Origin of the sequence: Mesorhizobium sp. B2-2-3, from assembly GCF_006442405.1 — a bacterium.
In the GTDB taxonomy this organism is placed as follows: domain Bacteria; phylum Pseudomonadota; class Alphaproteobacteria; order Rhizobiales; family Rhizobiaceae; genus Mesorhizobium.
The window spans coordinates 58,000-83,919 of sequence record NZ_VFWC01000013.1 but is presented as its reverse complement, the minus strand read 5'-3'; the positions used below and the strand labels follow the sequence as shown (position 1 = coordinate 83,919).

Here is a 25,920-nt window from a genome sequence, read left to right as displayed (position 1 = left end):
GAGCGCCCCCCCTTGCCAAGCAGAACAGCACGTGTGGGTTAAGCTTTCGCCCATGACCGACCGGCGCTATGGCCGCTTGAAAGGCGGCGCGGGAAGCAACGGTGCGCCGATCAATTCGGCGACGACCCGCGCCGGCGCCAGGTCGAAGGACGGCAGGAAACGGACAAAGGGGGCGACGACGGCCTGTGCCGTGAACCCCGGCGACGCCTGCCCACCCTGAGGCAGGCCAGGGTTTTCAACGGCTTGCCGCGATGCCGGCTCGCAGGCCAGGGCGGCGCGCACGAGGCTGCGCGGCGTCTCGCCTTCCGCGATTGCCAGACGCTTCGCCGCCGCTGCCCCGAACGGCGCGATCAACAATGCACTGCCGCCGTCGTCCAACGTGATGTTCCGGCGGTCGTCCCAGAGCAGCCCGCCGGTGGCCGCGACTACAGGCGGCAAGCCTCGCGTCTCGCGGCGCAGAAAGATGCCGGCGCGCCTGGAATCGACCACCGTCCGCGACAATGTGGCGCAAAGAAATCCAGCCTTCAGCCTACCGAACAGCGCCTCGCATCGCGCCTGGTCCGGCAGAAACGCAACGCCCCCGCTTATGGCGAGGAGGATGCGCAGCGCATAGACGGCCGCCGGATCGTCGCCGGCCGAAAGCAGGGTCGGATCGAGGCGGACAAGACCCGGCGCCGGCTGGCTGGCGAAGCGCGCGATTAAATCCGCGGCGCGGATGCCAAGCCGGCTGCGCGCCTCGCTCTCGCGCGCCGCCAGCGTCAATGCGTCATCGATGCGCTGCGCACCGTCAGCGCCGGCCAGTGCCGCGCGCATGCGCGGTCGCTCGAAGGCCGCGTCGGCATTGGTCGGGTCCTCGGCCCAGCCGACATGCTCGCGCCGCAGGAAGTTGCGCAAAGCCGAGCGTCGAATGCCAAGGAGCGGCCGCACGATCCATTCGTGCCAGTCGTGCAAGGTGACCGGTGCCATGCCGGCGAGGCCGCGCCCGTCCTCGCGGGCGCCCTTGCCTCGGACTAGCCGCATCAGCACCGTCTCGGCCTGGTCGTCCGCCGTATGACCGGTCACGATCAGACCGAGGCCTTCCTCCCGCGCCGCCTCGGCCAGCAGCCGGTAGCGAGCCTCCCGCGCGGCGGCCGGCAGCCCGGTCGACGGCTTGCGTCCGGACCAGGCGACGATGCGGTGCGCGATGGCGTGCGCGGCGCAAAGCCTGGCCACCGCTTCCGCTTCGGCCGCCGCGCCCTGCCGCAAACCGTGGTCGATCGTCACCGCCAGCAGCTTCGCGGACGGCGCGGTTCGGTCGAGATGTCGTTTGAGAAGGAGAAGTAGGGCGGTCGAGTCGCTGCCGCCGGATACGGCCGCAACGGCGCCGCTGGTAAAGTCGATGTGCGAAAAAAGGTCTTTCGAAAGATCAGGCTCCGTGTCGAGCATCAATGCATGTCGCCCGAACACGGCTCCGACGGCAAGGCAACGGCAGGCAGGAGAAGGGCTAGCACGCCGCCAGGGCCTTTTCCTGCTTCACGCGCTCCTTGAGCGTGTTGGAAATGTCGGGGTAGCGCTTGCCGACCTCGCTGAAGGTGGCGCAGGCCACGTCGTGCTGCTTCAGGCCGACCAGCGACACGCCGAGCTTCAGCAGCATGTCGGGGGCCTTCTTGGCCTTGGGATAGTCCTTGCTGGCGGCGAGGAAGACCTCCGCGGCATCGCGGTATTTCTGCTGGCCAAGCAGCGATTCGCCCAGCCAATAGTGCGCATCCGCCGTTTTCGCGTCACGGGGAAAACGCGCGATGTGGTCGCGAAAGCCCTGTTCGGCGGTGCCGTAGTCGCCCGAAAGGATGAACTGGTAGGAGTTGCGGTAGAGCTCCTCGGGATCGTTCGTGGAAGGCAGCGCCGCAACCACCGTGCCGTCGGACTTGCCGCTCTTGGCCGGAGCGCCGGTGGCTGGAGCGACATCCTGCGCCGGTGCGGTCGCCTGCGTGCTGCCGCCGGCATCGACCACATTGCCGTTCTTGTCGACGGTGATGCTGCCGAAGGTCTTTTCGGGCGCTCCCGTTCCGGGGATCACCTTGCCCGGATCACCGTCAGAGGATTCGACGATGACGTCCTCGACGCTCTGGCCGCCGCCAGCCGACTGGCCGGCCGCTGCCCGATTGTCGGCCTTCGCAGGCGGTTGCGTGGCCGGCGCCTCGGCCACGCTGTCATCGCTGTCGGCGGGCGCGGCCTGTGACTTCTGCCCGGCCGGCTGCTGCGCACCCTGCGTACCGCCTTCGAGCTGCTGGAAGCGGAACTCGTTGTCTTCCTGCTGTTTGCGGATCTGCTCCTGCATTTGCAGGATCTGGAAGTTCAGTTCCTCGATCTTGCCGTTCATCTGGCGCAGTTGGTCCTCGAGCCCGGTGGCGCCTGTGCCAGTCGACTGCTGCGCGAACTGAACCTGGTCCGACTTCTTCTTTTCGCCGAAAACGCCAGGCAGCTCGATGCTGGGCAGATGGAACGAGAAGCCGCTGTCGGCTGGCTGTCCCGTGCCATCAGTCCCTAAGCCACCCGCCATCGCGGTGACGCCTGAAAGGAGCAGCAGCGCAAGCGTGCCGCTCAGAACTGATCTCAAATGCATATGCCTCTCGCCGTGTCGTTAGCTTGTTCGCGCCTTCCAATCGGTATGGGACCAGCCAAGCGCCCTCGGCTCATAGCAGGACGCGAGACTTCGGCCAAATTTTGTTTGAAGGGACCAAACATGAAAAAGGCGGCCTTTCAGCCGCCTTTCGCAAACCTGTGTTGCATTTTTGTCGTCGTGTTTTTCGCGCGTCGCTCGACGCGCGAAAAATGTCAGGAACCGGCGCCGCTGAGCGTGGTGACCGCGCGGCGGTTCTGCGACCAGCAGGAGATGTCGTCGCAAACCGCGACCGGCCGTTCCTTGCCGTAGGAAATGGTCTTCAGGCGGTTGGCGGAGACGCCCTTGGAGACCAGGAAGTCGCGCGTGGCGGCGGCGCGGCGGGCACCGAGCGCCAAATTGTATTCGCGCGTGCCGCGTTCGTCGGCATGGCCTTCAACGACGATCGCATACTGCTTGTACTGGTTCAGCCACTGCGCCTGGCGCGACAGCGTCGTCTGGGCGTCGGCGCGGATCGAGGAGGAGTCCGTGTCGAAGAAGATGCGGTCGCCGATATTGACGGTGAAGTCCTGCGCCGATCCGGGCGTTGCGGCACCGGCGCCGTTGAGGCCGAGATCGGCGGCGCTGTTGGGCGTCTTCTTCGAAGCGCAACCGGCAATGGCGAGCATCGCCACCAGCGCGATCATGACGGGATTTCTGGTAAGTGCTGCGATACGGCTCATGCCGCCTCTCCTTCGCATTCGAGTGATTTCGTTGATCACCCAGTAACCACGTTTGGGTTAACCGGCATTCAAGAAACACGGTTAAAATTTGGTTTAGGCCGCCCGTCCGCAGCCCTTTGATCCGGGCCACAGTTGGCGCGGACCCTAGGCGGAAATGCGGCCAAAACGCGACAAAGAGGTGGAAATGGAGAATTGAGGAATTGAAGAAATGAGGAAAAGGGTCATTTCAACTTCTTCCTGAGATTCACCAGCATTCCATAGATATGGACATAGGATTGCAGCCATTCATCGCGCTGCGCGTGGGTGATGTAGCCAAGGTCGAACGCATACGAAATCCACGTCTCTACTTCGCTGCATGATCCCATGGCCATCGAAATGAACGCGCAAATCGGGCCTGGAATGGGTCTGTTTGGCAAATCCTTCAGCCAGATTGGCACAGATCGCCTTGCTGGATCGCCGCATTTGGTCAGCCAACGCGTATTGTTTTTCGGAAAAACAAGCGTGGCCTTGTGGACGTCGAGGGAAACCCCATAAGCGTGCCTATAGACATCCAAATCCTTCGCGCGCTTGATGTAGCCCGCTTCTCTCTCCATCCCTCAATTCTTCATTTCTTCATTTCTCCAATTCCTCTCACTCCAGCAGCGGCGACCAGGCCGGATCGGAGGCAAAGTTCGCGGTCGGGATCGACTGCTCGTTGCGGCCGGTGAGATCGACAGAAACCAGTTTCGGGCCGCCGGCGGAATCGCGGAAGAACATCAGCACGCGGCCGTTCGGCGCCCAGGTCGGTCCTTCCTGCTGGAAGCCGGATGACAGGATGCGCTCGCCCGAACCGTCGGTCTTCATAACGCCGATCTGGAATTCGCCGCCGGTCTGCTTGGTGAAGGCGATGAGATCGCCGCGCGGCGACCACACCGGCGTCGAATAGACCCCGTCGCCGAAGGAGATGCGGGTCTGGCCCGAACCGTCGGCGCCCATCACATAGATCTGCGCGCGGCCGCCGCGGTCGGAGGTGAACACCACCTTGCTGCCGTCGGGCGAATAGGAAGGCGAAGTGTCGATGGCGGTCGAGTTGGTGAGCCGGGTCGTCGAGCGGCTCCTGAGGTCCATGGCGAAGATGTTGGAATTGCCGTCGTCGCGCAGCAGGCTCATGATCACCTTCTGGCCATCCGGCGAGAAGCGCGGCGCAAACGTCATGCCCGGAAAATTGCCGACCAGTTCGCGCTGGCCGGTCTCGATCTGCAGGAGATACACCCGCGGCTGGCCGCTCTCATAGGACATGTAGGTGATTTCCTGCCGGTTCGGCGAGAAGCGCGGCGTCAAGACGATCGCCCTGCCGTCCGAGAGATAGCGCACATTGGCGCCGTCCTGGTCCATGATGGCGAGGCGCTTCTTGCGCGCGTTCTTGGCGCCGGACTCGTCGATGAAAACGACGCGCGTGTCGAAATAGCCCTTCTCGCCGGTCAGCCGCTCGTAGATGGCGTCGGCGATGATGTGAGCGACGCGTCGTTGATTGGCGTCGTTGGCGAAGAATTGTTCGCCCGACATCTGCTGTCCAGCGAACGTGTCCCACAGCCGATACTGCGCGCGGATGCGCCCGTCGGCCTCCTTGCTGACGCTGCCGGTGACCAGAGCCTGGGCATTGATCACCTTCCAGTCGTCGAAGCGAGGCGCTGCGTCAGGATTGGCGATCTTCTCGATGAAGGCGCTTTTGTCGATCGGTGCGAACAGGCCCGAGCGCTTCAGGTCGGCGGTGACGATGCCGGAAATCTGCGCGCCAAGCCCATCGCCCGACTGGAAATCGGTGATAGCGATCGGCAGCGGCTCGACATTGCCCTTGTTGACGTTGATCTCGACGAGCGCCCACGCAGGCATGACGGCGCCGGCCATCGAGCCCAGCGCCATTGTCGCGACCATCAGGAGCGGCTTGAGGATGAATTTCATGTCTTCTCGCTTCTCTTCACTGATTCTGCGGAGGGCAGGCCTCAAAGGCCAAGCATTTCCCTCGGATCGAAAGTGACACGGACCTGGGCCCAGATGTCCTGTTTGCCCGCCGGAACCTGAAGGCCGGCCATGTTGCATTTCTGAACCGCACGCACGGCGCTTTCATCGAATTGGCGATTCCCGCTCGATTTCTCGACGGTGGGCCGGCCATCCAGCTTGCCCGAGGGGTCGAGGTTGAACATGACCACGGCGACGAAATTCTCCGAGCCCTCCAGCCCCGCCGGCAATGTCCAGCAACCGCCAAGCTGATCCGACAGGGCGCCCAGTTCTGATCTCGACAGCTTCTGGCCCTGGTCCTTCTCGCCGCCGAGCGAAGCCTGCTGTGTCGAACGCTTGGCGCCGCCGCCGGAGGGCTTCTGCTTGTCCAGCAGGGCCGAGATCTCGTCGGAATTGAACTGCTTGTCCTCCGATTTCGGCTTGGATGAAGCCTCCTTGACCGGTTTGTCGGCGTCCTTGCGCTCCGGCGCCTTGGCGCTTTCGGCCTGTGCCGGCTGCGGCTTCGGCCGCGCCTGAGGCGCGGGCGCGGAGTCCGGCAGTTGGGCATCGTCAGGCTGGTCCTTGGCGATCGCCTGGGCGACCGCGTCCGGCTTCACCTCGGGCGTCGGCTCGATGGCCGCGGTCTTGTCCTGTGGCGGTGCGGGCGTCGGCTCCTTGGCCGGCGCCGGCTTCGGCTCGGTCTGCTTGACCGGCTCGGGCTTGACCTCTTCCTTGGGCTGCGGCGCGGGAGCCACTTCCGTGGCCGGCGTCGGCTTGGGCTTTTCCTGCGGCTTCGGCACGTCCTCGGTCTTCGGCTTTTCGATCGGCGTTGGCGCCGGCGGCGGAGCCGACGTCATGTCGACCGGCTTCGGCTTGGCCTCGGGCGTTATCGGCTTGTCGGTATCGACGCTGTTCTCGCCGACCTTCTGCGCGTCCGGCACCACATCGGGACGCTGCGTGGGCAAGGGCGCCGGCTTTTCATGCACCACCGATTTCTTGTCGCCCTGCAGCACCTGGGCAGTGGCTTCGATCGGCACGATGTCGACAGCGACCGACTCGACGTCGGCCGACGGAAGCGCGGCCGGTGCCGACAGCGTGAACAGGCCGAAGCCAATCAGCGCCGCATGCATGATCACCGATGTGGTGAGGCCGGTCCTCATAGTGGGTCTATTGATCCTGTTCCTGCAGTGAAACCAGGCCGATATTCTTGTAGCCGGCGGCCGAAATGCGGGCCATCACCTTCATCGCCGTGCCGTAGTCGGTGGACTTGTCGCCGCGGATGAAGATGCGCTCGTCATAGCCGGTCTTCGAGATCGCCTGCAGCTTCGCCACCAATTCCTCGATCGGGATTTCGGTTTCCTGGAGATAGATCTGGCCGGCGGCATTGATCGAAACGGTGATCGGCTGGGTGTCGGCATTCATCGCCTTGGCCTGCGTATCCGGCAGATCGATCGGCACGCCGACCGTCAAAAGCGGCGCGGCGACCATGAAGATGATCAACAGCACCAGCATCACGTCGACCATCGGCGTAACGTTGATCTCGGCGATGAGGCCATGATGGCGGCCGCGCCGCCTATGGCCGCGTCCGCCGCGTCCAGCCATGCCTACGGACATTCCCATCGGCTTACTCCTCAGGCCTTCGGCGCTACTTTTTCATCGATTTGGCGCGAGAGTATGGCGGAGAACTCGTCGGAGAACCCTTCCATGCGCACCGCGATCTTGCTCGCATCCGATGACAGCTTGTTGTAGGCGATGACGGCCGGAATGGCGGCGAGCAGGCCGATGGCGGTCGCCAGCAGCGCCTCGGCGATGCCGGGCGCGACCACCGACAGGCTGGTGTTCTTGGAGCCGGCGATCGCCTGGAACGACGTCATGATGCCAATGACGGTGCCGAACAGGCCGATAAACGGGGCCGCCGAGCCCGTGGTTGCGAGGAAGCCGAGGCGGCCTTCGAGCTTCTCCATCTCGCGGGTCAGCGCCAGGTCCATCGCCTTATCGATGCGGGTTTGCAAGCCGAGCGGCGTCTTGGCGCCTTTTTCGAAACTCTTCTTCCACTCGCGCATGGCGGCGACGAAGATGGCGCCCATGCCCGATGTCTTGCGGTCGGCCAACGTTCGGTAAAGCTCCTCCAGCGACTGCCCCGACCAGAACACCTGCTCGAACCGGTTCAGCGCCAGCCGCATGCGGGCATAGGATACGAGCTTGTCGACGATAATCGCCCAGGTCCAGACCGAGGCGCAGAGCAGCCCGATCATGACCAGCTTGACCACCCAGCTGGCCTGCATGAACAGCGCCCAAATCGACAATTGCGCGCCCGGTTCGGCGAGTGCGATATTTTCCATCGTAACGTCCTTAAGATTTCCGGGCGAAGCTGGCGGCTGGCCCCTGGCATCCCTTGTGGTCGGTTCGCGCGAAGCTACCGGAACAACCCCAAAACGTGCCTTTCGCGGCCTTTTCGGGGCAAATGTTGGTGAAAGGAAGGCGCTGGATAGCGCCAATCTTCACCAATCTCTTCATGAACCGTTATGGTTAAGGATGGGTTAGTCGATCAGGCGCGGCGCATTGCCGCGCTTCAAGCCGGCACCGGCGATACCTACGAGGCCGACCTTTTAGCCTGCCTTGGGTATGAACGCTGCTATCCACTCCCTGGGGAAGCGGCGTGGCCGGCCATTCTCGCCGATGATCGCCGCCTCCACCCTGGCCTCGACCAGCATCTCGTCGCCGCGCCTGAGCTGCTGGGCCATGAAGATGCGCGCGCCGGAGATTTCCTCGGTCCGGGTGTCGATCGTCAGGATGTCGTCCATGCGGGCCGGCATGCGGAAGTCGATCTCCATGCGACGCACCACCCAGACTATTCTTTCGCCATGCTTGCCATCGGCAAGTTCGGTGTGGTGGACGCCGCTCAGCCTCAGATAGTCGGAGCGGCCGCGCTCGAGGAATTCGAGATAGCGGGCGTGGTAGACGACGCCGGAGAAATCGGTGTCGGCATAATAGACCCGCGCCATCAGCCGATGGCCGAACGCCGTCAGCGCACCGGAAATCCCCGCCAGCAAGGTCGCGGATTCACCATGATCGTCCATTGCGCTTCCTTTTTCAGTCGCGGCAAGGCACCTGTGCCGCGCGTGACATGGCATCGGATGGCACTGTTGACGGCGATGATCAAGACCTTGGCGACGGCGCTGTTCGTGGTGATGGCTCTGTTCGTCGTTATGGCTCTGGCCCGGCCGGGCCAAGCCGCGACCTTCTCCATGAAGCGCGGGCTCAATCTCGACCAGTGGGTGACCTGGCCGGGCGAAGACCAATGGGGCAACGCCAAGGCCATCCTGCCCTACCCGGAATGGCGCAAATTTCTCAAGGACGACGATCTCGAGGCTCTGAAGCATGCAGGCTTCGATTTCCTGCGCATGCCGGTCGATCCTTCGCCCTTCCTTTCCGAAAATACGATGGCCTTGCGCGAGGATCTCTATGCCAGCGTGCTGGACTCTGTCCGCATGATCAACCGCGCCGGCCTGAAGGTTGTCGTCGACATGCATCTGATCCCCGCCGGCAGTGGGCGCAAGATCGGCATGGCCGAGGTGATGAACAACCCGGTGACATTCGATGCCTATGTCGAGGTGGTGCGCAAGATGGCGCACACGCTCGCCGGGGAAGATCCGGGGCAAGTGGCCTTCGAACCGATGAACGAACCGATCGTCGACTGCGACGCCGACGGCACCAGCCTGTGGCCGCAACGCCAGCAGAGGTTGTTCGCCGCGGCGCGTTCTTCGGCGACGAGATTGACGCTTGTGCTGACCGGGGCCTGCTATTCCGCGGCGTCGTCGCTGGAAAAAATCGATCCGATGGCGATCCCGGACGACAACGTCATCTGGACCTTCCATTCCTACGATCCGTTCCTGCTTACCCATCAGGGCGCGACCTGGGCCGGCGATTTCATTCCCTATGTGACCGACCTGCCCTACCCGCTGACCGCGGTGCCGCCGGCTGAGCTCGACGTCACGCTCGACGCCATCCGCGCCAGGATCAAGACCGAGGCACCTTGGGCGCGGCAGGGCGGGCTGCTTGCCTATCTCGACGAGCAGGTAGCCAGCATGGACACCGACGCCAAGCTGCTTGGTCTCATGGACGCCCCATTCAAGGCCGTCGACGCCTGGGCGAAGGCCAACCGCATCAGGCCGGAAAACGTCACGCTGGGCGAGTTCGGCATGATCCGCCAGGAATACGGCAATCCCTATGTGATGCCGGCCGGCTATCGTGCCGCCTATGTCCGGGACATGATCGCGCGCGCCGAGGCGCATGGCTTCTCCTGGTCGGTCTGGAGTTACGGCGGCGCTTTCGGCATCGTCGATGCTTTCAACGGCGAAAAGGCCGAGCACGATGTGCTGGACGTGATCCGGTCGCTTCACTGAGCGCCGTTGCTCCACACCGCCGGGATCGATCAGCAAGATCTCCGGTCGCACACCGCAAAGCGGTTGCGACGCTTGATCGCCGGCCCGAACGCCGCCGCCGGGGGCCGCTATTCTTCCTGGAATAAATTGATCTGCTGTTGCGCCAGGTCCTTCGGCGCGTCGAGGCCGAGGTGGCGCCAGGCATTGGCCGTCAGCACACGGCCGCGCGGCGTGCGCTGGATGAAACCCTGCTGGATGAGATAGGGCTCGATGATGTCCTCGATGGCATCGCGCGGCTCGGACAGGCCGGCGGCGATCGTCTCGATGCCGACCGGCCCGCCGCCGAAATTGCGCGCGATCATCGAAAGATACCGGCGGTCGAGCGCATCGAGGCCGAGCGCGTCGACCTCCAGCCGGGTCAAGGCCTCGTCGGCGATCAAGCGGTTCACATGACCATCGCCGGCGACCGAAGCGAAATCGCGCACGCGCCGCAACAGCCGGCCGGCGATGCGCGGCGTGCCTCGCGCGCGCCGCGCGATCTCCAGCGCGCCGTCATCGCCGAGCGGCATTTGCAGGATGCGTGCGCCGCGCCGCACGATCTGCTCCAGTTCCTCGACCGTGTAGAAGTTGAGCCGCACCGGGATGCCGAAGCGGTCGCGCAGCGGATTGGTGAGCAGGCCGAGCCGCGTGGTGGCGGCCACCAGGGTGAAACGGGCAAGATCGATCTTGACCGAGCGCGCCGCCGGCCCCTCGCCGATGATCAGGTCGAGCTGGAAATCCTCCATCGCCGGATAGAGGATCTCTTCCACCGCCGGGTTCAGCCTGTGGATCTCATCGATGAACAGGACGTCGCCTTCCTCGAGATTGGTCAAGAGTGCAGCGAGATCGCCGGCCTTTGCGATGACCGGTCCGGAGGTTGAGCGGAAGTTGACGCCGAGCTCGCGCGCCATGATCTGCGCCAGCGTCGTCTTGCCTAGACCTGGCGGCCCGACGAACAGCACATGATCGAGCGCTTCCTTGCGCCCCTTGGCGGCCTCGATGAACACTTTGAGGTTGGCCCGCACCGCCGCCTGGCCGACGAAATCGTCAAGCGTCTGGGGCCGCAAACTCTGGTCGGCATCCTCGCCGCGTTTTTCCGGAGCGATCAGACGGGGGGAAAGGCTCATGCCGCCTTCCTTGCATATGGCCGGGAACCGGACAAGCGTGCGCTCACCGCGCCAGTTCCTTGAGCCCGAAGCGAATCAGCTTCGACGCGTCCGCCTCCTCGCCCGCCGTCTTCAGTGCCGCCGCCACCGCATTGGCGGCGGTGTCGCGGGAATAGCCGAGATTGACTAGGGCCGAGACCGCGTCTGTGATCGGCGCGGCTGCCACGCCTTCGCCGAGCTCCTGCTTCAAGCCGATCGTGCCCGACGCGGCACCGGCATAGGCCGGCGCCTTGTTTTTCAATTCGGTAACGATGCGCTCGGCCACCTTCTTGCCGACGCCCGGCGCCCGGGAAACCATGGCGATGTCGCGCAACGCGATCGCGTTGGCAAGGTCGGCCGGCGCCAGCGTCGACAGGATTGCCAGCGCCACCTTGGCGCCGACGCCCTGCACATTGCTCATCAACAGCCGGAACCATTCGCGCTCCAGCACCGACTGGAAGCCGTAGAGCCGGATCATGTCCTCGCGCACATAGGTCTCGATGAACAGCACCACCACTTCGCCGGGCGAAGGCAGCGCAGCCAGCGTCCGCGCCGAGCAGTAGGCGACGTAGCCGACGCCATGCACGTCGACGAGGCAGTGGTCCTCGTCGATCTCGTCGAGCGTACCCTTGAGCTTGCCGATCATGCCAAATCTTTCATGGAAGATAGGCCCTCATGGGTGCGTTTCAGGAGAAATGATGTCAAGGTCCGGGAAATAACTGCGATAACGCGCGGCGTCGCGCGTCAAAAGACGATGTCCGGCAACGGTCGCATGAGCGCCAATAAAGAAGTCCGGCAAGGTTCGTTCGCGGATTCCACCAGCACGGCGATAACGGGAATGCGTCACACCTGCAAGGAAGGCCGCATCCCAGGGCAGAAACTCGCGATCGATCTCGAGCATGTCGACCGCTTTTCGAAGCGCTGCCTCCGAGGCGATCAGCGGCGCCAGTTCAGACCAGATGATCGTATTGACCACCAAGTCGCCGTCGCGGCGGCATGAGGCGATTGCAGACGCCGACCATTTTGTCAGCGGTCCGGCCGGCCCCCAAACGTCGATCAGGACATTTGTGTCAATCAACGTCGAGATCTTCACGCGGCCCCCTCAGCCACTCCATATACTCGTCGGTCGTCATGCCACCCAGATCCAACGTCCCCTCCATCCGGTCAAGGACATTACTGAACCTGCGCAATTTCTCCTCCTCGGGGAGATTCTCGTTGACGGCCACAAGCCGAGCACCCTCATCGGTGGCCACGAATTCCACCTCGGAGCCCGGGCGGATACCCAGGTGATCCCTTATCTGTTTGGGGATCGTGACTTGGCCTTTGGTGGTGACGCGCATGGTAATACCTCAAAGTATTACCTACGACAGACAAGGGAACAAGTCAAGAACATCGTCAACCGGCAAGTGCCATCCGATAGGCGACGCTTTGCCGGTGATGCGCGTGGCAAATGGCTATGGCGAGCGCGTCGGCGGCATGTTCGGTGTCGAAGGTCGCTTTCGGCAGCAGCACCTTCACCATCATGTGGATCTGCTTCTTGTCGCCATGGCCGACGCCGATCACCGCCTTCTTGACGGCATTGGGTGCATATTCGGCAACGACCAGGCCGGCTCGCGCCGGCACCAGCATGGCGATCCCGCGCGCCTGGCCAAGCTTCAGCGTCGCCACCGCATCCTTGTTGACGAAGGTCTGTTCGACGGCCGCCTCATGCGGCATGGCGGAATGCAGGATTTCAGCCAACCCGTCATGCAGCTGGCACAGCCGCGTCGCCAGCGCCGCCTTGTCTTCGGAACGTACCGTGCCGGACGCGACGAAGCGCAGCGAGTTGCCGAGGCTTTCGACAATGCCCCAGCCGGTGCGCCTGAGCCCCGGATCGATACCGATGATGCGAATCGCGTCCCTCATCCGGTTACTCTATCTCCCGGAGACAGCGATGCCAGCGAAATGTGAACAAACCGGAAACAGTAACGCGCTGACCGGGAACGTTCCAGAATAGTTCAGTTTCGGGCGAAAGCCGTGTTGAGCAGGCTGATCTGGTCCGAGACCGGATTGGGCCGGCGGCTCATGGGCTGCATGTCGACCACCGCGCCGGCGCCGTAGATCTCCTCGTCCATGCGGCGCACCAGTGCCTGCAGGCGCAGCGACCGGTTGACGAGGTCGAGGAAATCCTTGGGCAGTTCGGCCCAGCCGGCCGCCTCGTCATGGGCGGAGGCGGTGTCGAGGCGCACCTTGGACTTTTCCGATGCGACCTGGTCGCGGGTCATCTCGCCGGAATTCGCGGCGCGCTGCAGAAGCAGCCACGAGGCGACCTGCATCAGCCTGGTGGTCAGCCGCATCGATTCGGCCGCATAGAGCGTGGCCGCCAGCCGCGACAGCTTCTTGGCCTCGGCCCGGCCCTTGCCGTCGAGATACTCCGCCGCCTGTTCGACTAGCCCCATGCCTTCCTGGTAGAGCGGTTTGAAGGAGTGCGAAAAGACCCGACGTTCCGCCAGCTTGACGGTTTTCGCGCTGCCCTTCGAAGGCTCGTTCATCGATACGCCCCTGCACTTGCAACCGGCCGATTCGGCTTACTGCCGATACACCCGGAACCCTACATAACTGAAGCTTGAAAATGCGCCTCGTCCGGGGTGAAGGCAAGCACATGTTTAACAGAAGGTTAACGTGATCCGGTGCGGACCGTGTCGCTGGAAAGCGGACAAAAAAAGAGCCGCGGATAAGGCGGCTCTCAGGAGTTTAACAGGGAGGCGTCAAACAAAGTGGCTCCAACCACTCGGTAAGAATCCAGATCACTGGATGCGCATAGTAAACGCCTGTAAAGCTTAATGAACCCTTAACGGCGCCGATGTTTTTTGAGCGAACCCCGCGCCACTGTGCCGTAACAGCACAGTTCCTGAAGGATGTGCCGAGCCTCGGCTCAGGCCGTTTTCCAAACCGCCGGCAAGGCAATGAAGGCAAACAGCAGCAAGGCCGCGTAGAAACCCATCGAAGACGCCGCCACCAGCGGTTCGATCGCGGCATCGCCGCCAAGCAGGAAGTAGAGCCCGATCAAAAGGCCGATGCCGCTGATTGCGGTCAGCCAGAAGTGAACGACGGCAACCGTCTTCTGTCCGACCGCCGGAAACAGGTGATAGAAGAAGGCGAAGACCGCCGACATCAGCCAGCCAGCGACCATCGTATGGGCGTGGGTCGGCATCTGGCCATGGTCCTGGCTGATCGCCATGTACAGGCCGAGCGCCATGCCGCACAGCGCATAGATAACGGCCAGCGTGAAGAAATTCCGTGCTACCCCTTGCATATCTTTCCCCCGAGTTGCCTTTCCCGTGTTCGGGAAAGGGTTGATCGTCAGGCGATTGCTCTCGCCACCGGGCTCCCGGCGCGGGCGCACTAGCATCGGCACTGTTTCTGGACGATGTCGCGCCCCCGGACGCCCCTCATAATAGCAGAAAACCGAATGGCGCGCTCGCAATATCAGTGGCTCCTTACGTTAGCCGGCACTTGAAACAGAACTGGTTTTTTCACGACATCGTTCCGAAACAGGCGCGGCGATAAACGCTTGGCCATCGAAGCGGCAGGCGAGGATTCGCTCCTTCCGCTACATCAGGCGCCGGGGAGAAGCATGGACTGGTATTCGATCGTTAAATTGCTGCACATTCTTTCGGCGACCCTATGGGTCGGCGGCGGTTTCGCGCTGATGGTGCTGGCGACGCTCGCCGATCGGTCGGGAAACATCCAGGGAACGCTGCAGGCAATGCGGGCTACGGGCGAATTGGGAAACCGCTTCTTCGCGCCGATGTCGATGCTGACATTGGCCTTCGGGCTAATCATGTGCTGGTTCTGGGTCGGCTTCTCGCAACTGTGGATCCTGATCGGCCTTGCCGGCTACGCCACCACCTTTTCAATCGGCATGTTCGTCTTCAAGCCGAGCGCCGACCACATGGGCGCGATGATCGCCAGGGATGGCGTGACGCCGGCCGCCCTTGCCTCTGGCCAGCGCATCTTGCGGGCGGCGCGCTTCGACTATGCGGTAATGCTGATCATCATCGCCGACATGGTGCTGAAGCCGACCATCGACGACTTCACGGTCCTTGCCGCCATGGGGCTTGTGTTGGCGGCTGGCGCCACCCTGGCGCTCGGCGGACCAAGGCGCATGGTGCCGAGCGTCGCCTGAGGCAGGCGAAAACGGTCCCGGCTACATCAGGCCGGCGATCCCGTCCCACAGAAGCTTCACCGCGACGACGGCCACCGTCGCATAGGTGAAGGGATAGAAGATCTCCGGACGCATGCGGCGCACCAGCCAGGCGCCGGCGATGGTGGATAGCGGCGCCAGCGGCATCAGCACCGCCGACGCGGTCAGATTGGTGCTGTCGAACTGGCCGAGCGCGAAATAGGGAACGAGCTTCAGCGCGTTGGTGGCGGCAAAGAAGATCGCCGCCGTGCCGGACAACACCTTCGGGTCGAGCCGGATCGGCAGCGCGTAGACCTGAAAGGGCGGGCCGCCGACATGGGCGACGAAGCTGGTGAAGCCGGCGACCGTGCCCCAGAGGGCCGCGGCGACGCGGTTGGGCTGCGCCGCATGGTCGGCGCCGTGGCGGTACTTCAGATAGAGCCAGCGCAGCACGAAAATGATGGCGACGGCGCCGACGATCAGCCGCACGGCCTCCTCGGTGACCAGTGCGGCCGTCAGCCAACCGAGACCGATACCGATCACCGCGCCGGGCATCATGTCGACCAGCATCTTCCTGTTATAGACGCCCCACCATGTCCATACCGAAACGATGTCCATCAGGCATAGGATGGGCAGCAGGATGGCCGCCGCTTGCACCGGCGGCATGGTCAGCGCCATCAGCGGCACGCCGACGAAACCGACCGCGCCGCCAAATCCGCCCTTGGACAGGCCGACCAGAATGACCGCCGGGACGGCGGCCGCATAGAACCACGGATCGGAAAGCAGGCCTGACATGGAGGAGGGACTGGTCTGGAGGGAAAGCGAGTCAACGCCTGAATAGCCCAGATTCCCGAGCGGAGCGACAGCAAATGTGGGCGTCGCCACAGCAAGGCCGGCCCATTCTGCTCTGCCTATCGCCGGGCCGAGACCAGCAGGAACATCGGCCGCTCGAGCTCTTCCGCCAGTTCGGGCTTGGCCGCGATCTGCGCGTCGGTCGGACGGAATTCCTCGACATGCTCGATGGTGAAGCCGCACCGGATCAGCGTGTTGAGCGTGGTGCCGATGGTGCGGTGATGTTTCACAACTCCCTTGGCCAGCCAGTCCGTCTTGCGCGGTCCCTCCACCAGATACCGGTCGACGGGCCATGTCTTGCGGCCTTCGGCATCGACAGACCAACCGGGATGCGTCGGAGCCATATAGATCGGATGCTCCGTCGAAAAGACGAAATGCCCGCCGGGGACCAGGCACCGGTGCACGGTCTGGAACAGCCGCGCGGCATCGCTGACATAGTGCAGGGCAAGCGAGCTGTAGGCGAGATCGAAAGCCGTCGGCGGCAGGCTGAGTTCATCGAGATCGGCGCGTTCGTAGACGATGCCGGCGTCCGGGCCGGCGGCACGCGCCCGGGCGAGCATCTTTTCCGACAGGTCGAGACCCAGAACCTCCTTGGCCCCGTGTTCAAGAGCCCAGCGGCAGAACCAGCCGAAGCCGCAACCGAGATCGACGATTCGCAAGCCGCTGACGTCGGGAAGCATCGCGCGCAACGCCGGCCATTCGGCGGCGCCCTCCAGCCCTTCGACGGACCGGCCGAGTTGGCTGTAGCCTGCGAAGAAGTCCGGCTGATCATAGACATTCTGCGCCATGTTCTTTCCTCGTTGTTCATATGCCTGACTGGCGGAGCCGCCACGCATTTCCACCACCGCCAAGCAGAGTCAAGAAACGCGGACCGGTCATGCGCCGAGCGGTGGCGGCCGCCGCCGGATCGGCTGCGCCTTGATGATGGCGGTGCTGGTCTCGGCCTTGTCGGCGATCCGATCGAGGATGCCGTCGAGGTCGCCGATCGAACGCACGAACAGCCTGGCGACGAAGCAGTCGTCCCCCGTCACCTTGTCGCATTCGCCGAATTCGGCGATCTCCTCGATCAGCTTCTGGACGATGTGCAGCTTGCCCGGCAGCGGCTTGATGCGCACGATCGCCTGCAATGTATAGCCGAGCGCCAGCGGGTCTATCTCGACGGTGAAAGCCCTGATCACGCCGCGCTCCTCGAGCCGCCGCAGCCGCTCCGAAACGCTCGGCGATGACAGCCCGACCTGGCCGGCCAGCTCCTTCAGTGAAGTCCGCGCATCCTTCACCAGGATTTCGAGGAGACGTCGGTCGAGATCGTCAAGCATTTCACATTCTCAGGATTTCCGGGTATTTACCTATTTTTAATAGGCAAAACCAGCATGTCACCTTTCTCGCTGGATGGAAAGCCCAGGATCAGCATGAGATTATGCACGCTCAATGATCTGGAGATTTGCCGTGAGCGATACAGCACGTGGGACGATCGAAATGTCCACCGCAATGGCGATCCTGGGAACGATCGGATGGTTCGTCGTCCTGTCCGGCCAGCCTATCATGGATGTGGTGTTCTGGCGCTGCGCTTTCGGCGCGGTGACGCTGCTCTTCATCTGCGTCGGCCTCGGCCTGTTGCGCAACAGGCTGTCGCTTCGCGTTTTCGCCATCGCGGCCCTCGGTGGCGCCGCTATCGTCGTCAACTGGCTGCTGCTGTTTAGTGCATTCTCGCGCGCGTCGATCTCGATCGCCACCGCTGTCTACAATACCCAGCCTTTCATGCTGGTCGGCTTCGGCGCGCTCTTCTTCGGCGAGCGGCTGACCCTGACGAAATTGACTTGGCTGGCAATCGCCTTCGCCGGCATGGTGCTGATCGTCGAGGCCGCCCCTGACGCCGGCGATATCGGCACCAACTATTTCGCCGGCATCGTCATGGCGCTGGCCGCTGCCTTCTTCTGGGCCGTCGCCGCCATCGTCACCAAGAAGCTCAAGGGCACGCCGCCGCATCTCATCGCGCTCGTCCAGGTCTGCGTCGGCGTGTTGATGCTGGCGCCCTTCGCCAATCTCTCGCATCTTCCGACCGACGCAAGGAGCTGGGCCATGCTGGCGACGCTCGGCATCGTCCACACCGGTCTGATGTACATCCTGATGTACGGCGCCATCCAGAAGCTGCCGACGCACCTGCAGGGGTCGCTGTCCTTCATCTACCCGATCGTTGCGATCCTGGTCGACGTCACGGCATTCGGCCATCGCCTGCATCTCAGCCAACTCGTCGGCGCCGCCGCCATCCTGATCGCGGCCGCCGGCATGAATCTCGGCTGGAAATTGTGGAAGCCAAGGCCTGCCGCGGCAGGTGCGCAACCGATCGAGTAACGCCAATCGCCGGCGCTTCGGCGGTCAAAAATAGCGATCCCGCCTGCCCGCCTGTTCAAAGCGGGCACTTTGCTCTATGCCGCAATCCAACCATCTTCGCCCGGCATAGGCGAAACCCGGGATCGAAGACCATGAACGACGCAACGCCCCCCAATCGCTGCCGCATCGTGCTGATCGCGCCATCTGGCGTGCCGGCCGCCCGTATCGTCTCGGCCTTCGAGGGCGGCGACGTCGCCTCGCTCATCCTGCCGCAGAACGACATGGACGAAGCTTCCTTCCAGGCCTTCGCCGCCGAAATCGTACCGGCGGCACAGGCGGCCGGCATCGCGGTCGTCATTGCCGGCGATACGCGCATCGCCGGGCGTGTCCAGGCCGACGGCATTCATGTCGAGGTCTCCAAGGCCGAGCTCGCCGAGACGGTCGAGCATTTCCAGGCAAAAATGATGGTCGGCGCCGGCGGCGCCAAGACACGTGATGACGCGCTCGAACTCGGCGAAGTCAGGCCCGACTATATTTTCTTCGGCCGCTTCGGCTACGACAACAAGCCCGATCCGCATCCGCGCAACCTGGCGCTGGGACAATGGTGGGCGCAGATGATTCAGATCCCCTGCATTGTCATGGCCGGATCGGAGCTCGCTTCGATCGAAACCGTCGCAGATACGGGCGCCGAGTTCGTCGCCCTGTCGAGTGCGGTGTTCGCCGACGGCGTCGATCCCAAGGCGGCGATCACGCGGGCCAATGCGCTGCTCGATGAAACCGCACCGCGTTTCGAGGACTGACGTGTCTTCGGCAAGGCTTCCCCTTCAGGCCCTGCTTGCTGCGGTCATGATCCAGGCCGCTGCCGCCGAAACGATTCCTTCGCCGCACCCTAAGCCGGATGCCGGCGTGCATACCGACAAGCCGATCGAAAAGCAGTTGCCGCAGCCCGCCACCACCGCCGAGCCAGCGCCATTGCCTTCGGCCGACGCGATCAATCCCGACCGCTTCGGCGCCAAGCCGGCGGATGCGGCCTACGGGGCTTTCCAGCGCGGACTCTACAAGACCGCCTACAACCTCGCGCTGGTGCGGGCGCAAAACGGCGACCCGGCGGCGCAGACGCTGGTGGCCGAGATCCTGTCGCGCGGACTGGGCGTGCCCCTCAATGCGGCCGAAGCGGCGAAATGGTACGCAGCCGCCGCCGAGCAAGGGGTGCCGGAATCGCAGTTCCAATATGCGCTGATGCTGCTCGACGGCCGCTACGTCAAAAAGGACGAAAAGGAAGCCTATGCGCTGATGCAGGCCGCCGCCGAAGCGGGCAACCGGCTGGCACAATTCAATTTCGCGCAGATGCTGGTCCAGCAGGACCCCGGCGACGCCGGCATCGCCAAGGCCGTGACCTATTACGAGCGCGCCGCGGCGACCGGCCTCGCCGACGCCCAGTATGCGATGTCACAGATCTATGCCAACGGCGTCGGCGGCAAATCGCGCGACGACGCTCAGGCCCGGCGCCTGCTGGCTCAGGCCGCGCGGCAAAACTATGACACCGCGCAACTCGACCTCGCCACCTGGATGATCGAGGGCCGCGGCGGCGGGCGTGATTTGAAATCCGCCTTCGGCTGGATGAAGCAGGCCGCCGAAGGCGGCAATGTCGCCGCCCAGAACCGCCTGGCGAAACTCTATATGCAAGGCATCGGCACCGAGCCGGACCTCGTGCTTGCCGGCGCCTGGTACATCGTCGCCCGCCGCGCCGGCCTCATCGACCCCGAGATGGACGATTTCCTGCAAGGATTGAGCGACGACCAGACCAAGCAGGCACTGCAGAAGGCAAACCGCCTGCCCTGACGCGCGATCAGCGGATATCCAGCGGAAGTCATTGCGCGATGCTCGTCGAGGCAAGTGACCTCGATCTTTCCATGCAGATGGCTATCATGCGGTCGTCGCAGATCCGTCGGCTGGCAAAAGTCTTCGATATCATTACCGAAGCGGTCGCCGCGGTTTCGATGAGAGCGGTTGAGGGTTTATATCGCGGCATCGCTTCTCCAAGGAGGCAATGAAATGGCTTCGCCCGACAAACGATGCACGCATGGCAGCTTCATCCTCGAGGTAACGCCAAGCGCCGAAGGTTGCGAGGAGTGCCTGAAGACGGGTTCCTGGTGGGTGCATCTGCGGCTGTGCCGCACCTGTGGTCATGTCGGCTGCTGCGACAGTTCTCCGAACCGTCACGCCACCGGCCACTACCGGGCGACCGGCCATCCGGTCATCGAGGCCTACGACCCGCCCGAGACGTGGGGCTGGTGCTATGTCGACGAGGTCATGCTCGATTTCTCGCATGACAAGACGCCGCAACTCGGCACCATCGTGCGCTTCGATTGAGCCGCCGCCACGGGACATCCGATCAGCGCCAGCTTGCCTCTTCGGGCGATTTGTGGTCTTGGAGGCCCGAAATCGCTGTCTTGCGAACATCTCATTCCCGGATCACATCATCATGGCCAAGATCAACGGCAACGAAATCCGTCCCGGCTACGTCATCGAGCACGATGGCGGCCTGTGGGTGGCCGTCAAGACCAACACGGTCAAGCCGGGCAAGGGCGGCGCCTACAACCAGGTCGAACTGAAGAACCTCATCAACGGCACAAAGCTGAACGAGCGCTTCCGTTCGGCAGAGACGGTCGAGCAGATCCGGCTCGATCTCAAGGATTTTTCCTTCCTCTACGAGCAGGGCGACGCCCTGGTGTTCATGGACACCGAGAGCTACGAGCAGCTCGAGCTGGCGAAGGACTTCGTCGGAGACCGCGCCGCTTTCCTGCAGGACGGCATGATGGTGACGGTCCAGCTCTACGAGGAAAGGCCTATCGGCATTTCGCTCCCCGACCAGGTAACGCTGACCATCACCGAAGCGGACCCGGTGGTAAGGGGCCAGACGGCGGCCTCTTCCTACAAGCCCGCGGTGCTGGAAAACGGCATTCGCGTGCTGGTGCCGCCCTTCATCGGCGCGGGGGAACGCATCGTCGTCGACACCAATGAAATCACTTATATGCGCCGCGCCGACTGATGCATGTCGCCCAGAGGTGGCCCAGGTTTCGGGTCACCGACATGCATCAGGACAAAGGTTAAAGCGCGGGCAGCAGGAAGAGTTACGATGGCACGCTCAGCCCTTCTCAACGTCATGGTCCAGGCCGCAATGAAGGCCGGCCGCTCGCTGTCGCGCGATTTCGGCGAGGTCCAGAACCTGCAGGTCTCGATGAAGGGACCGGGCGACTATGTCAGCCAGGCCGACCGCAAGGCCGAGGATATTGTCTTTGCCGAACTGTCGAAGGCGCGGCCCGGTTACGGCTTCCTGATGGAAGAGCGCGGCACGATCGCCGGCGATGACAGCCAGCACCGCTGGATCGTCGATCCGCTCGACGGCACCACCAATTTCCTGCACGGCATTCCGCTTTTCGCTGTCTCGATCGCGCTCGAGCGCCAGGGCCAGATCGTGGCCGGCGTGATCTACAATCCGGCCATGGACGAGCTCTATACGACCGAGCGCGGCGGCGGCGCCTTCATGAACGACCGCCGCCTGCGTGTCGCCGGCCGCACCAAGCTCATCGACACCGTCATCGGCTGTGGGGTGCCGCATCTGGGGCGTGGCCAGCATGGCAATTTCCTGATCGAATTACGCAATGTCATGGCCGAGGTTTCCGGCGTCCGGCGCCTGGGTTCGGCCTCGCTCGATCTCGCTTACGTCGCCGCCGGCCGCATGGACGGATTCTGGGAAGTCGGCCTGTCGCCCTGGGACATCGCAGCCGGCCTGTTGCTGATCCGTGAAGCAGGAGGGTTCGCCTCCGACATGGACGGCGGCCAGGACATGCTCGACAACGGTTCGGTCGTCGCCGGCAACGAGATCATCCAGCGCGCCCTCCTGAAGGCCGTGAAAAAGCCGCTCGCTGCCCGCTGAAGCAATTCCGGGAGAAGTGCGGAGCGGCTTTCCGGGAACGCGCGCAGCTTTTCCCGGAGAATTGGGCAAGGACAAATCCCCGCCGCGCTGAAGCGCCGCAGTCGCAAAACCGCAAACAAAGCTTGAAATACTGTCCGGCGCTTGCCCAGATAGGGTTGACGCAGGATGATGATGATCAAGACGCCGCCGCAGATCGAGATCCCCTTTGTCGGACGATGGCACTATTCGCGTGCCGAGATGATCGCCGACGGCATCGTCCATGCCGTCGGCATCGTGCTGGCGATCGCGGCCGGTTCGGCGCTGCTGGCGCTGGCCGCCTTTCGGGTCGGACCGGGCGAATACATCGCCGCCGCCTTCTATGTCGTGTCGCTGCTCACCGTGCTCTCGGTGTCGCTGACCTACAATCTATGGCCGGTGACTTCGCCGGTGAAATGGATTTTGCGGCGTTTCGACCACGCTGCGATCTATCTGCTCATCGCCGCCACCTACACGCCCTTTCTCGCGCAGCTCGACGGCTCGGCGCTGGCCGGCTGGATGATCGTCCTGGTCTGGACCGCGGCCATTATCGGCATCGCCATAAAGGTGTTTTTCGCCGGCCGCTTCGACCGGCTGGCGATCGTCTTCTATCTCGCCATCGGCTGGAGCGGCATCGTCCTGGTCGAGCCGCTCGTCGCTACCTTGCCGACGACGGCGATCGTGCTCATCGTCGCCGGCGGCGTCGTCTATTCCTGCGGCGTGATCTTCTTCGCCTGGAAGGGGCTGCGCTTCCACAACGCGCTGTGGCATGGTTTCGTGGTCACCGGCGCAGGCCTGCATCTGGCGGCGATGGTCGATTGCCTGGTCATCAACCGTCTCTGAAACTGCTGGCGGCAATATTGCCAAGCACCATTCAATTTGGTCACAATTCCGTTTAGAGTCGCCGACGACGTGATCGGCGGCAGCGGCATCGGAAACGGGGCACGGATGGCTTTTCTCAGATCCTTCGGCATGGGCAGGCGCTCCGACGTGCTGATCTACGACCCACACAAATTGTCGAGCCCGCAGGTCTTTCTCCTGACCATGGTCATCTTCCTGGCCATCGTCGCCTTCATCGCAGCGATCCTGACACGGCAGATCTCGACCGCCTTCGTCACCAATCCGGGGCTCAACGGCCTGATCATCGGCGTGCTTGCCGTCGGCATCCTTTTGGCCTTCGTCCAGGTCGGGCGGCTGTTTCGCGAAGTGCGCTGGGTCAACTCCTTCCGCGCCGGTTCCGAGATCACCGAACCGGTGCTGCTGGCGCCGATGAAGGCGATGATCGGCCGCTCGTCGAGCATGGCGTTTTCGACCAGCTCGATGCGCACCATGCTCGACTCCATCGCCACGCGGCTCGATGAAAGCCGCGACACCTCGCGCTACCTCGTCGGCCTCCTGGTGTTCCTTGGCCTGCTCGGCACCTTCTGGGGCCTGCTGAACACGATCGGCTCCATCCGCGAGACCATCGAGTCGCTCGATCCCGGCACCGGCGATGCCGCCGCTGTGCTGGATTCGCTGAAGCAAGGGCTGTCGGCGCCGCTCGCCGGCATGGGCACGGCCTTCTCGTCCTCGCTGTTCGGCCTGTCCGGCTCGCTCGTTCTCGGTTTCCTCGACCTGCAGGCCGGCCGCGCGCAGACGCGCTTCTACACCGAACTGGAGAACTGGCTCTCCTCGGTCACCGACCTGTCGTCCGACATCGTCGTCTCCGACGCGGTCCGGACCGAGCCTTCCGATGAAATCCGCCTGCTGTCGGAGCGGCTGCGCAGCATGCAGGAGAATGGCGGCGGCTCCAATCCGCGCGTCGCCACCGCCATGGCCAATCTCGCCGACGGCATTTCCGGCCTGGTCAAGAACATGCGCTCCGAGCAGCAGATCATGCGCGACTGGGTCGAAGCACAGTCGGATGAACAAAAGGCGATGCGCAACACGCTGGAAAAGATCGCCGACGCCCTGAAGAAGACCGGGGTGCACTAGCATGGCGCTCGCCAGGAGCCGGCGCGCCGACCGCCGCATCGACTATTGGCCGGGCTTCGTCGACGCGTTGTCGACGCTGCTTCTGGCCATCATGTTCCTGCTCACCGTCTTCGTGCTGGCGCAGTTCCTGCTCGGCCGCGAAATCTCCGGCAAGGACGCCGTGCTGTCGCGTCTCAATTCGCAGATCAACGAACTGACGCAGCTTCTGGCGCTGGAGCGTTCCACGACACAGGACAAGGAGGATTCGCTCGCCAATCTGCAGGCATCGCTGTCGGCGGCCGAAGCGGAGAAGAGCCGGCTCCAGCAGCTGCTGGCGCAAGGTGCGGGCGCCGGTGATGCGGCCAACCAGCGCGCGGCGGCGCTGACGGGCGAGCTCGACAGCCAGCGCCAGATCAGCCAGCAGGCGCTGAGCCAGGTCGAGATCCTCAATCAGCAGATCGCGGCCTTGCGCAAGCAGATCGGCGCGCTCGAGGACGCGCTCAACGTCTCCGAGGCCCGCGACCGGGATTCCAACACCAAGATCGCCGACCTTGGCCGCCGCCTCAACGTGGCGCTGGCGCAGCGCGTGCAGGAACTCAACCGCTACCGCTCCGACTTCTTCGGCCGCCTGCGCGAAATCCTCGCCGACCGCGAGAACATCCGCATAGTCGGCGACCGCTTCGTCTTCCAGTCGGAAGTGTTGTTTCCGACCGGCTCGGAGGTGATCAACGATGCCGGCAAGGTCGAGATGAAGAAACTTGCCGACGCCATCATCGAGTTGCAGAAGGAGATTCCCCCGGAGATCAACTGGGTGCTGCGCGTCGACGGCCATACCGACAACAAGCCGCTGTCCGGCACCGGTCGGTATCGCGACAATTGGGAGCTGTCGACGGCGCGCTCCACTTCCGTGGTGAAGTTCCTGATCGAGAACGGCGTGCCGGCCAACCGGCTGGTCGCCGCCGGCTTCGGCGAGTTCCAGCCGCTCGATCCCGCCGACACCGAAGAGGCGCGCAACAAGAACCGCCGGATCGAACTGAAGCTCACCGAACGGTGATCCATCATCACGCGATCTCACGCGAATTTGTTCGCCGGCTCAACTCTAGGGCGCAGTTGTGCACCGGCAAGGCCTGAAAAGATTATCTTTTTTTAATTACACTTCGCCGCAAAGCGCTCCTAGCGTGCTGCGCAGGGCCGAGAACCGCCGGCGATGCCTCCCATCGCGACGCGACGGAACTGGACGGCCCGCATCGTCCGGAAGCGGAACGGCAGAGCCGTTCTTTTCCGCAGCAAAAGGAGGCGCCGTCATGCGCTCTTCAGCATCTCTCAAGACTGCAACCCTTGCCGCGATTCTTGTCGCCGCCCCGCTTGCCGGCGCCTACGCCGCGGGTCACCACAAGGGCGCGCTCGACGCGACCGACCCAACCGACATGACCGGCCCGCGTGTCGAGGCTCTCATTGAACAGGTTCAAGGCGTGCATCAGGGCATAATCACCGCCAGACAGGCCAACAACATCACCCCGGCCGCGGCGGAGCGCCTGGAGATGCGCACCGCTCGCATAGGTCAGGCGGCGGAGAAGATAGCCTCGTCGGATCACGGCAGGATACCGGCCGCACAATATCATGACCTGCTGCGCCGTCTCGACAATGTCGACCAGCGGCTGAGGGTCGACATCGGTAGCGGTTTCCTGATGGGCGACGGCGCCGACGGCGGGAACTATCCGAACGGCTGAGGCCATTCTGATCGCGGCCCAAAAGGAAGGGACCACCTGGCGTCTACGGGACCCAATCCCGCAGGCG

32 protein-coding genes are annotated in these 25,920 nt (G+C 63.6%); 13 read left to right on the top strand and 19 right to left on the bottom strand.

The features are described from left to right. Positions 1-66 precede the first annotated feature (66 nt). From tilS to ybgC, 9 genes are all read right to left on the bottom strand, one after another. The gene (gene tilS / locus FJ951_RS22635; RefSeq protein ID WP_140517613.1) at positions 67-1,425 is read right to left on the bottom strand and encodes a tRNA lysidine(34) synthetase TilS; all 1,359 of its coding nucleotides are present in this window, start codon (positions 1,423-1,425) and stop codon (positions 67-69) included. A gap of 58 nt (positions 1,426-1,483) precedes the next feature. Then, positions 1,484-2,602 (bottom strand): tol-pal system protein YbgF, encoded by a 1,119-nt coding sequence (gene ybgF / locus FJ951_RS22630; protein WP_140517558.1) that lies wholly within the window; start codon positions 2,600-2,602, stop codon positions 1,484-1,486. A gap of 212 nt (positions 2,603-2,814) precedes the next feature. Beyond that, positions 2,815-3,321 carry a peptidoglycan-associated lipoprotein Pal gene (gene pal, locus FJ951_RS22625; RefSeq protein ID WP_140493251.1) on the bottom strand — a complete coding sequence of 169 codons (507 nt, stop codon included), beginning with the start codon at positions 3,319-3,321 and terminating at the stop codon, positions 2,815-2,817. A gap of 221 nt (positions 3,322-3,542) precedes the next feature. Then, positions 3,543-3,914, bottom strand: coding sequence for a four helix bundle protein (locus FJ951_RS22620; RefSeq protein ID WP_246671772.1), 372 nt, complete (start codon positions 3,912-3,914; stop codon positions 3,543-3,545). Between the two features lie 37 nt (positions 3,915-3,951). Continuing rightward, on the bottom strand, positions 3,952-5,262 hold the full coding sequence (gene tolB / locus FJ951_RS22615; protein WP_140493245.1) for a Tol-Pal system beta propeller repeat protein TolB: 1,311 nt from the start codon (positions 5,260-5,262) through the stop codon (positions 3,952-3,954). Positions 5,263-5,303: 41 nt separating this feature from the next. Next, entirely contained in the window at positions 5,304-6,458 is a 1,155-nt protein-coding gene (locus tag FJ951_RS22610; RefSeq protein ID WP_140493242.1) for an energy transducer TonB, read from the bottom strand. 7 nt (positions 6,459-6,465) lie between these two features. Next, entirely contained in the window at positions 6,466-6,918 is a 453-nt protein-coding gene (gene tolR, locus FJ951_RS22605) for a protein TolR (RefSeq protein ID WP_140493239.1), read from the bottom strand. 11 nt (positions 6,919-6,929) lie between these two features. Beyond that, positions 6,930-7,640 (bottom strand): protein TolQ, encoded by a 711-nt coding sequence (gene tolQ / locus FJ951_RS22600; RefSeq protein WP_140493236.1) that lies wholly within the window; start codon positions 7,638-7,640, stop codon positions 6,930-6,932. A 267-nt stretch (positions 7,641-7,907) separates the two neighbouring features. Further along, positions 7,908-8,378 carry a tol-pal system-associated acyl-CoA thioesterase gene (ybgC, locus tag FJ951_RS22595; protein WP_140517557.1) on the bottom strand — a complete coding sequence of 157 codons (471 nt, stop codon included), beginning with the start codon at positions 8,376-8,378 and terminating at the stop codon, positions 7,908-7,910. A 57-nt stretch (positions 8,379-8,435) separates the two neighbouring features. Between ybgC and FJ951_RS22590 the strand changes: the two genes are divergently transcribed. Further along, on the top strand, positions 8,436-9,704 hold the full coding sequence (locus FJ951_RS22590; protein WP_140517556.1) for a cellulase family glycosylhydrolase: 1,269 nt from the start codon (positions 8,436-8,438) through the stop codon (positions 9,702-9,704). Positions 9,705-9,811: 107 nt separating this feature from the next. On the opposite strand, the gene ruvB is transcribed toward FJ951_RS22590, so the two are convergent. From ruvB to FJ951_RS22555, 7 genes are all read right to left on the bottom strand, one after another. Beyond that, the gene (ruvB, locus tag FJ951_RS22585) at positions 9,812-10,849 is read right to left on the bottom strand and encodes a Holliday junction branch migration DNA helicase RuvB (protein ID WP_140493220.1); all 1,038 of its coding nucleotides are present in this window, start codon (positions 10,847-10,849) and stop codon (positions 9,812-9,814) included. A 43-nt stretch (positions 10,850-10,892) separates the two neighbouring features. After that, entirely contained in the window at positions 10,893-11,513 is a 621-nt protein-coding gene (gene ruvA / locus FJ951_RS22580; protein ID WP_140517555.1) for a Holliday junction branch migration protein RuvA, read from the bottom strand. 27 nt (positions 11,514-11,540) lie between these two features. Next, positions 11,541-11,960: a type II toxin-antitoxin system VapC family toxin gene (locus FJ951_RS22575; RefSeq protein WP_140493214.1), complete on the bottom strand. Its 420-nt coding sequence runs from the start codon at positions 11,958-11,960 to the stop codon at positions 11,541-11,543. After that, the gene (locus FJ951_RS22570) at positions 11,938-12,207 is read right to left on the bottom strand and encodes an AbrB/MazE/SpoVT family DNA-binding domain-containing protein (RefSeq protein ID WP_140493211.1); all 270 of its coding nucleotides are present in this window, start codon (positions 12,205-12,207) and stop codon (positions 11,938-11,940) included. The genes FJ951_RS22575 and FJ951_RS22570 overlap by 23 nt, the downstream gene beginning before the upstream one ends. Before the next feature lie 55 nt (positions 12,208-12,262). Further along, on the bottom strand, positions 12,263-12,772 hold the full coding sequence (gene ruvC, locus FJ951_RS22565) for a crossover junction endodeoxyribonuclease RuvC (RefSeq protein WP_140517554.1): 510 nt from the start codon (positions 12,770-12,772) through the stop codon (positions 12,263-12,265). 92 nt (positions 12,773-12,864) lie between these two features. After that, on the bottom strand, positions 12,865-13,398 hold the full coding sequence (locus tag FJ951_RS22560) for a DUF1465 family protein (protein WP_140493205.1): 534 nt from the start codon (positions 13,396-13,398) through the stop codon (positions 12,865-12,867). Between the two features lie 383 nt (positions 13,399-13,781). Continuing rightward, positions 13,782-14,162 (bottom strand): cbb3-type cytochrome c oxidase subunit I, encoded by a 381-nt coding sequence (locus tag FJ951_RS22555; protein WP_140493202.1) that lies wholly within the window; start codon positions 14,160-14,162, stop codon positions 13,782-13,784. Positions 14,163-14,483: 321 nt separating this feature from the next. Between FJ951_RS22555 and FJ951_RS22550 the strand changes: the two genes are divergently transcribed. Beyond that, positions 14,484-15,035 (top strand): DUF2269 family protein, encoded by a 552-nt coding sequence (locus FJ951_RS22550; protein ID WP_140517553.1) that lies wholly within the window; start codon positions 14,484-14,486, stop codon positions 15,033-15,035. A gap of 21 nt (positions 15,036-15,056) precedes the next feature. Here the strand turns inward: FJ951_RS22550 and FJ951_RS22545 are convergent, their stop codons facing one another. The 3 genes from FJ951_RS22545 to FJ951_RS22535 all read right to left on the bottom strand — a co-directional run bounded on the left by FJ951_RS22545 (position 15,057) and on the right by FJ951_RS22535 (position 17,200). Beyond that, positions 15,057-15,827 (bottom strand): sulfite exporter TauE/SafE family protein, encoded by a 771-nt coding sequence (locus tag FJ951_RS22545; RefSeq protein WP_140493196.1) that lies wholly within the window; start codon positions 15,825-15,827, stop codon positions 15,057-15,059. Between the two features lie 116 nt (positions 15,828-15,943). Beyond that, a complete protein-coding gene (locus tag FJ951_RS22540) occupies positions 15,944-16,672 on the bottom strand; it encodes a class I SAM-dependent methyltransferase (protein WP_140517552.1) in 729 nt (242 codons plus the stop codon). Between the two features lie 87 nt (positions 16,673-16,759). Next, positions 16,760-17,200 carry an Lrp/AsnC family transcriptional regulator gene (locus FJ951_RS22535; RefSeq protein ID WP_140517551.1) on the bottom strand — a complete coding sequence of 147 codons (441 nt, stop codon included), beginning with the start codon at positions 17,198-17,200 and terminating at the stop codon, positions 16,760-16,762. Positions 17,201-17,330: 130 nt separating this feature from the next. Here FJ951_RS22535 and FJ951_RS22530 point away from each other — a divergent pair, with 130 nt between their 5' ends. From FJ951_RS22530 to FJ951_RS22485, 11 genes are all read left to right on the top strand, one after another. Then, positions 17,331-18,236, top strand: a complete 906-nt coding sequence (locus FJ951_RS22530) for a DMT family transporter (protein ID WP_140517550.1) — start codon at positions 17,331-17,333, stop codon at positions 18,234-18,236. Between the two features lie 131 nt (positions 18,237-18,367). After that, positions 18,368-19,015 carry a thiamine phosphate synthase gene (locus FJ951_RS22525; RefSeq protein ID WP_140517549.1) on the top strand — a complete coding sequence of 216 codons (648 nt, stop codon included), beginning with the start codon at positions 18,368-18,370 and terminating at the stop codon, positions 19,013-19,015. A gap of 1 nt (position 19,016) precedes the next feature. Then, positions 19,017-20,057, top strand: a complete 1,041-nt coding sequence (locus FJ951_RS22520; RefSeq protein ID WP_140517548.1) for a tetratricopeptide repeat protein — start codon at positions 19,017-19,019, stop codon at positions 20,055-20,057. A 38-nt stretch (positions 20,058-20,095) separates the two neighbouring features. Beyond that, positions 20,096-20,269 (top strand): hypothetical protein, encoded by a 174-nt coding sequence (locus tag FJ951_RS28520; RefSeq protein ID WP_181165380.1) that lies wholly within the window; start codon positions 20,096-20,098, stop codon positions 20,267-20,269. 1 nt (position 20,270) lies between these two features. Further along, entirely contained in the window at positions 20,271-20,588 is a 318-nt protein-coding gene (locus FJ951_RS22515; RefSeq protein ID WP_140517547.1) for a UBP-type zinc finger domain-containing protein, read from the top strand. 112 nt (positions 20,589-20,700) lie between these two features. Continuing rightward, on the top strand, positions 20,701-21,267 hold the full coding sequence (gene efp / locus FJ951_RS22510) for an elongation factor P (protein WP_140493174.1): 567 nt from the start codon (positions 20,701-20,703) through the stop codon (positions 21,265-21,267). Positions 21,268-21,354: 87 nt separating this feature from the next. After that, entirely contained in the window at positions 21,355-22,155 is an 801-nt protein-coding gene (locus tag FJ951_RS22505; protein ID WP_140493170.1) for an inositol monophosphatase family protein, read from the top strand. A gap of 171 nt (positions 22,156-22,326) precedes the next feature. Beyond that, on the top strand, positions 22,327-23,013 hold the full coding sequence (locus FJ951_RS22500) for a hemolysin III family protein (RefSeq protein WP_181172271.1): 687 nt from the start codon (positions 22,327-22,329) through the stop codon (positions 23,011-23,013). A 105-nt stretch (positions 23,014-23,118) separates the two neighbouring features. Further along, positions 23,119-24,144: a MotA/TolQ/ExbB proton channel family protein gene (locus tag FJ951_RS22495; protein WP_140493167.1), complete on the top strand. Its 1,026-nt coding sequence runs from the start codon at positions 23,119-23,121 to the stop codon at positions 24,142-24,144. Position 24,145: 1 nt separating this feature from the next. Further along, positions 24,146-25,177 (top strand): peptidoglycan -binding protein, encoded by a 1,032-nt coding sequence (locus tag FJ951_RS22490; protein ID WP_140493164.1) that lies wholly within the window; start codon positions 24,146-24,148, stop codon positions 25,175-25,177. Positions 25,178-25,427: 250 nt separating this feature from the next. Then, entirely contained in the window at positions 25,428-25,853 is a 426-nt protein-coding gene (locus tag FJ951_RS22485; protein WP_140493161.1) for a hypothetical protein, read from the top strand. Positions 25,854-25,920 lie beyond the last annotated feature (67 nt).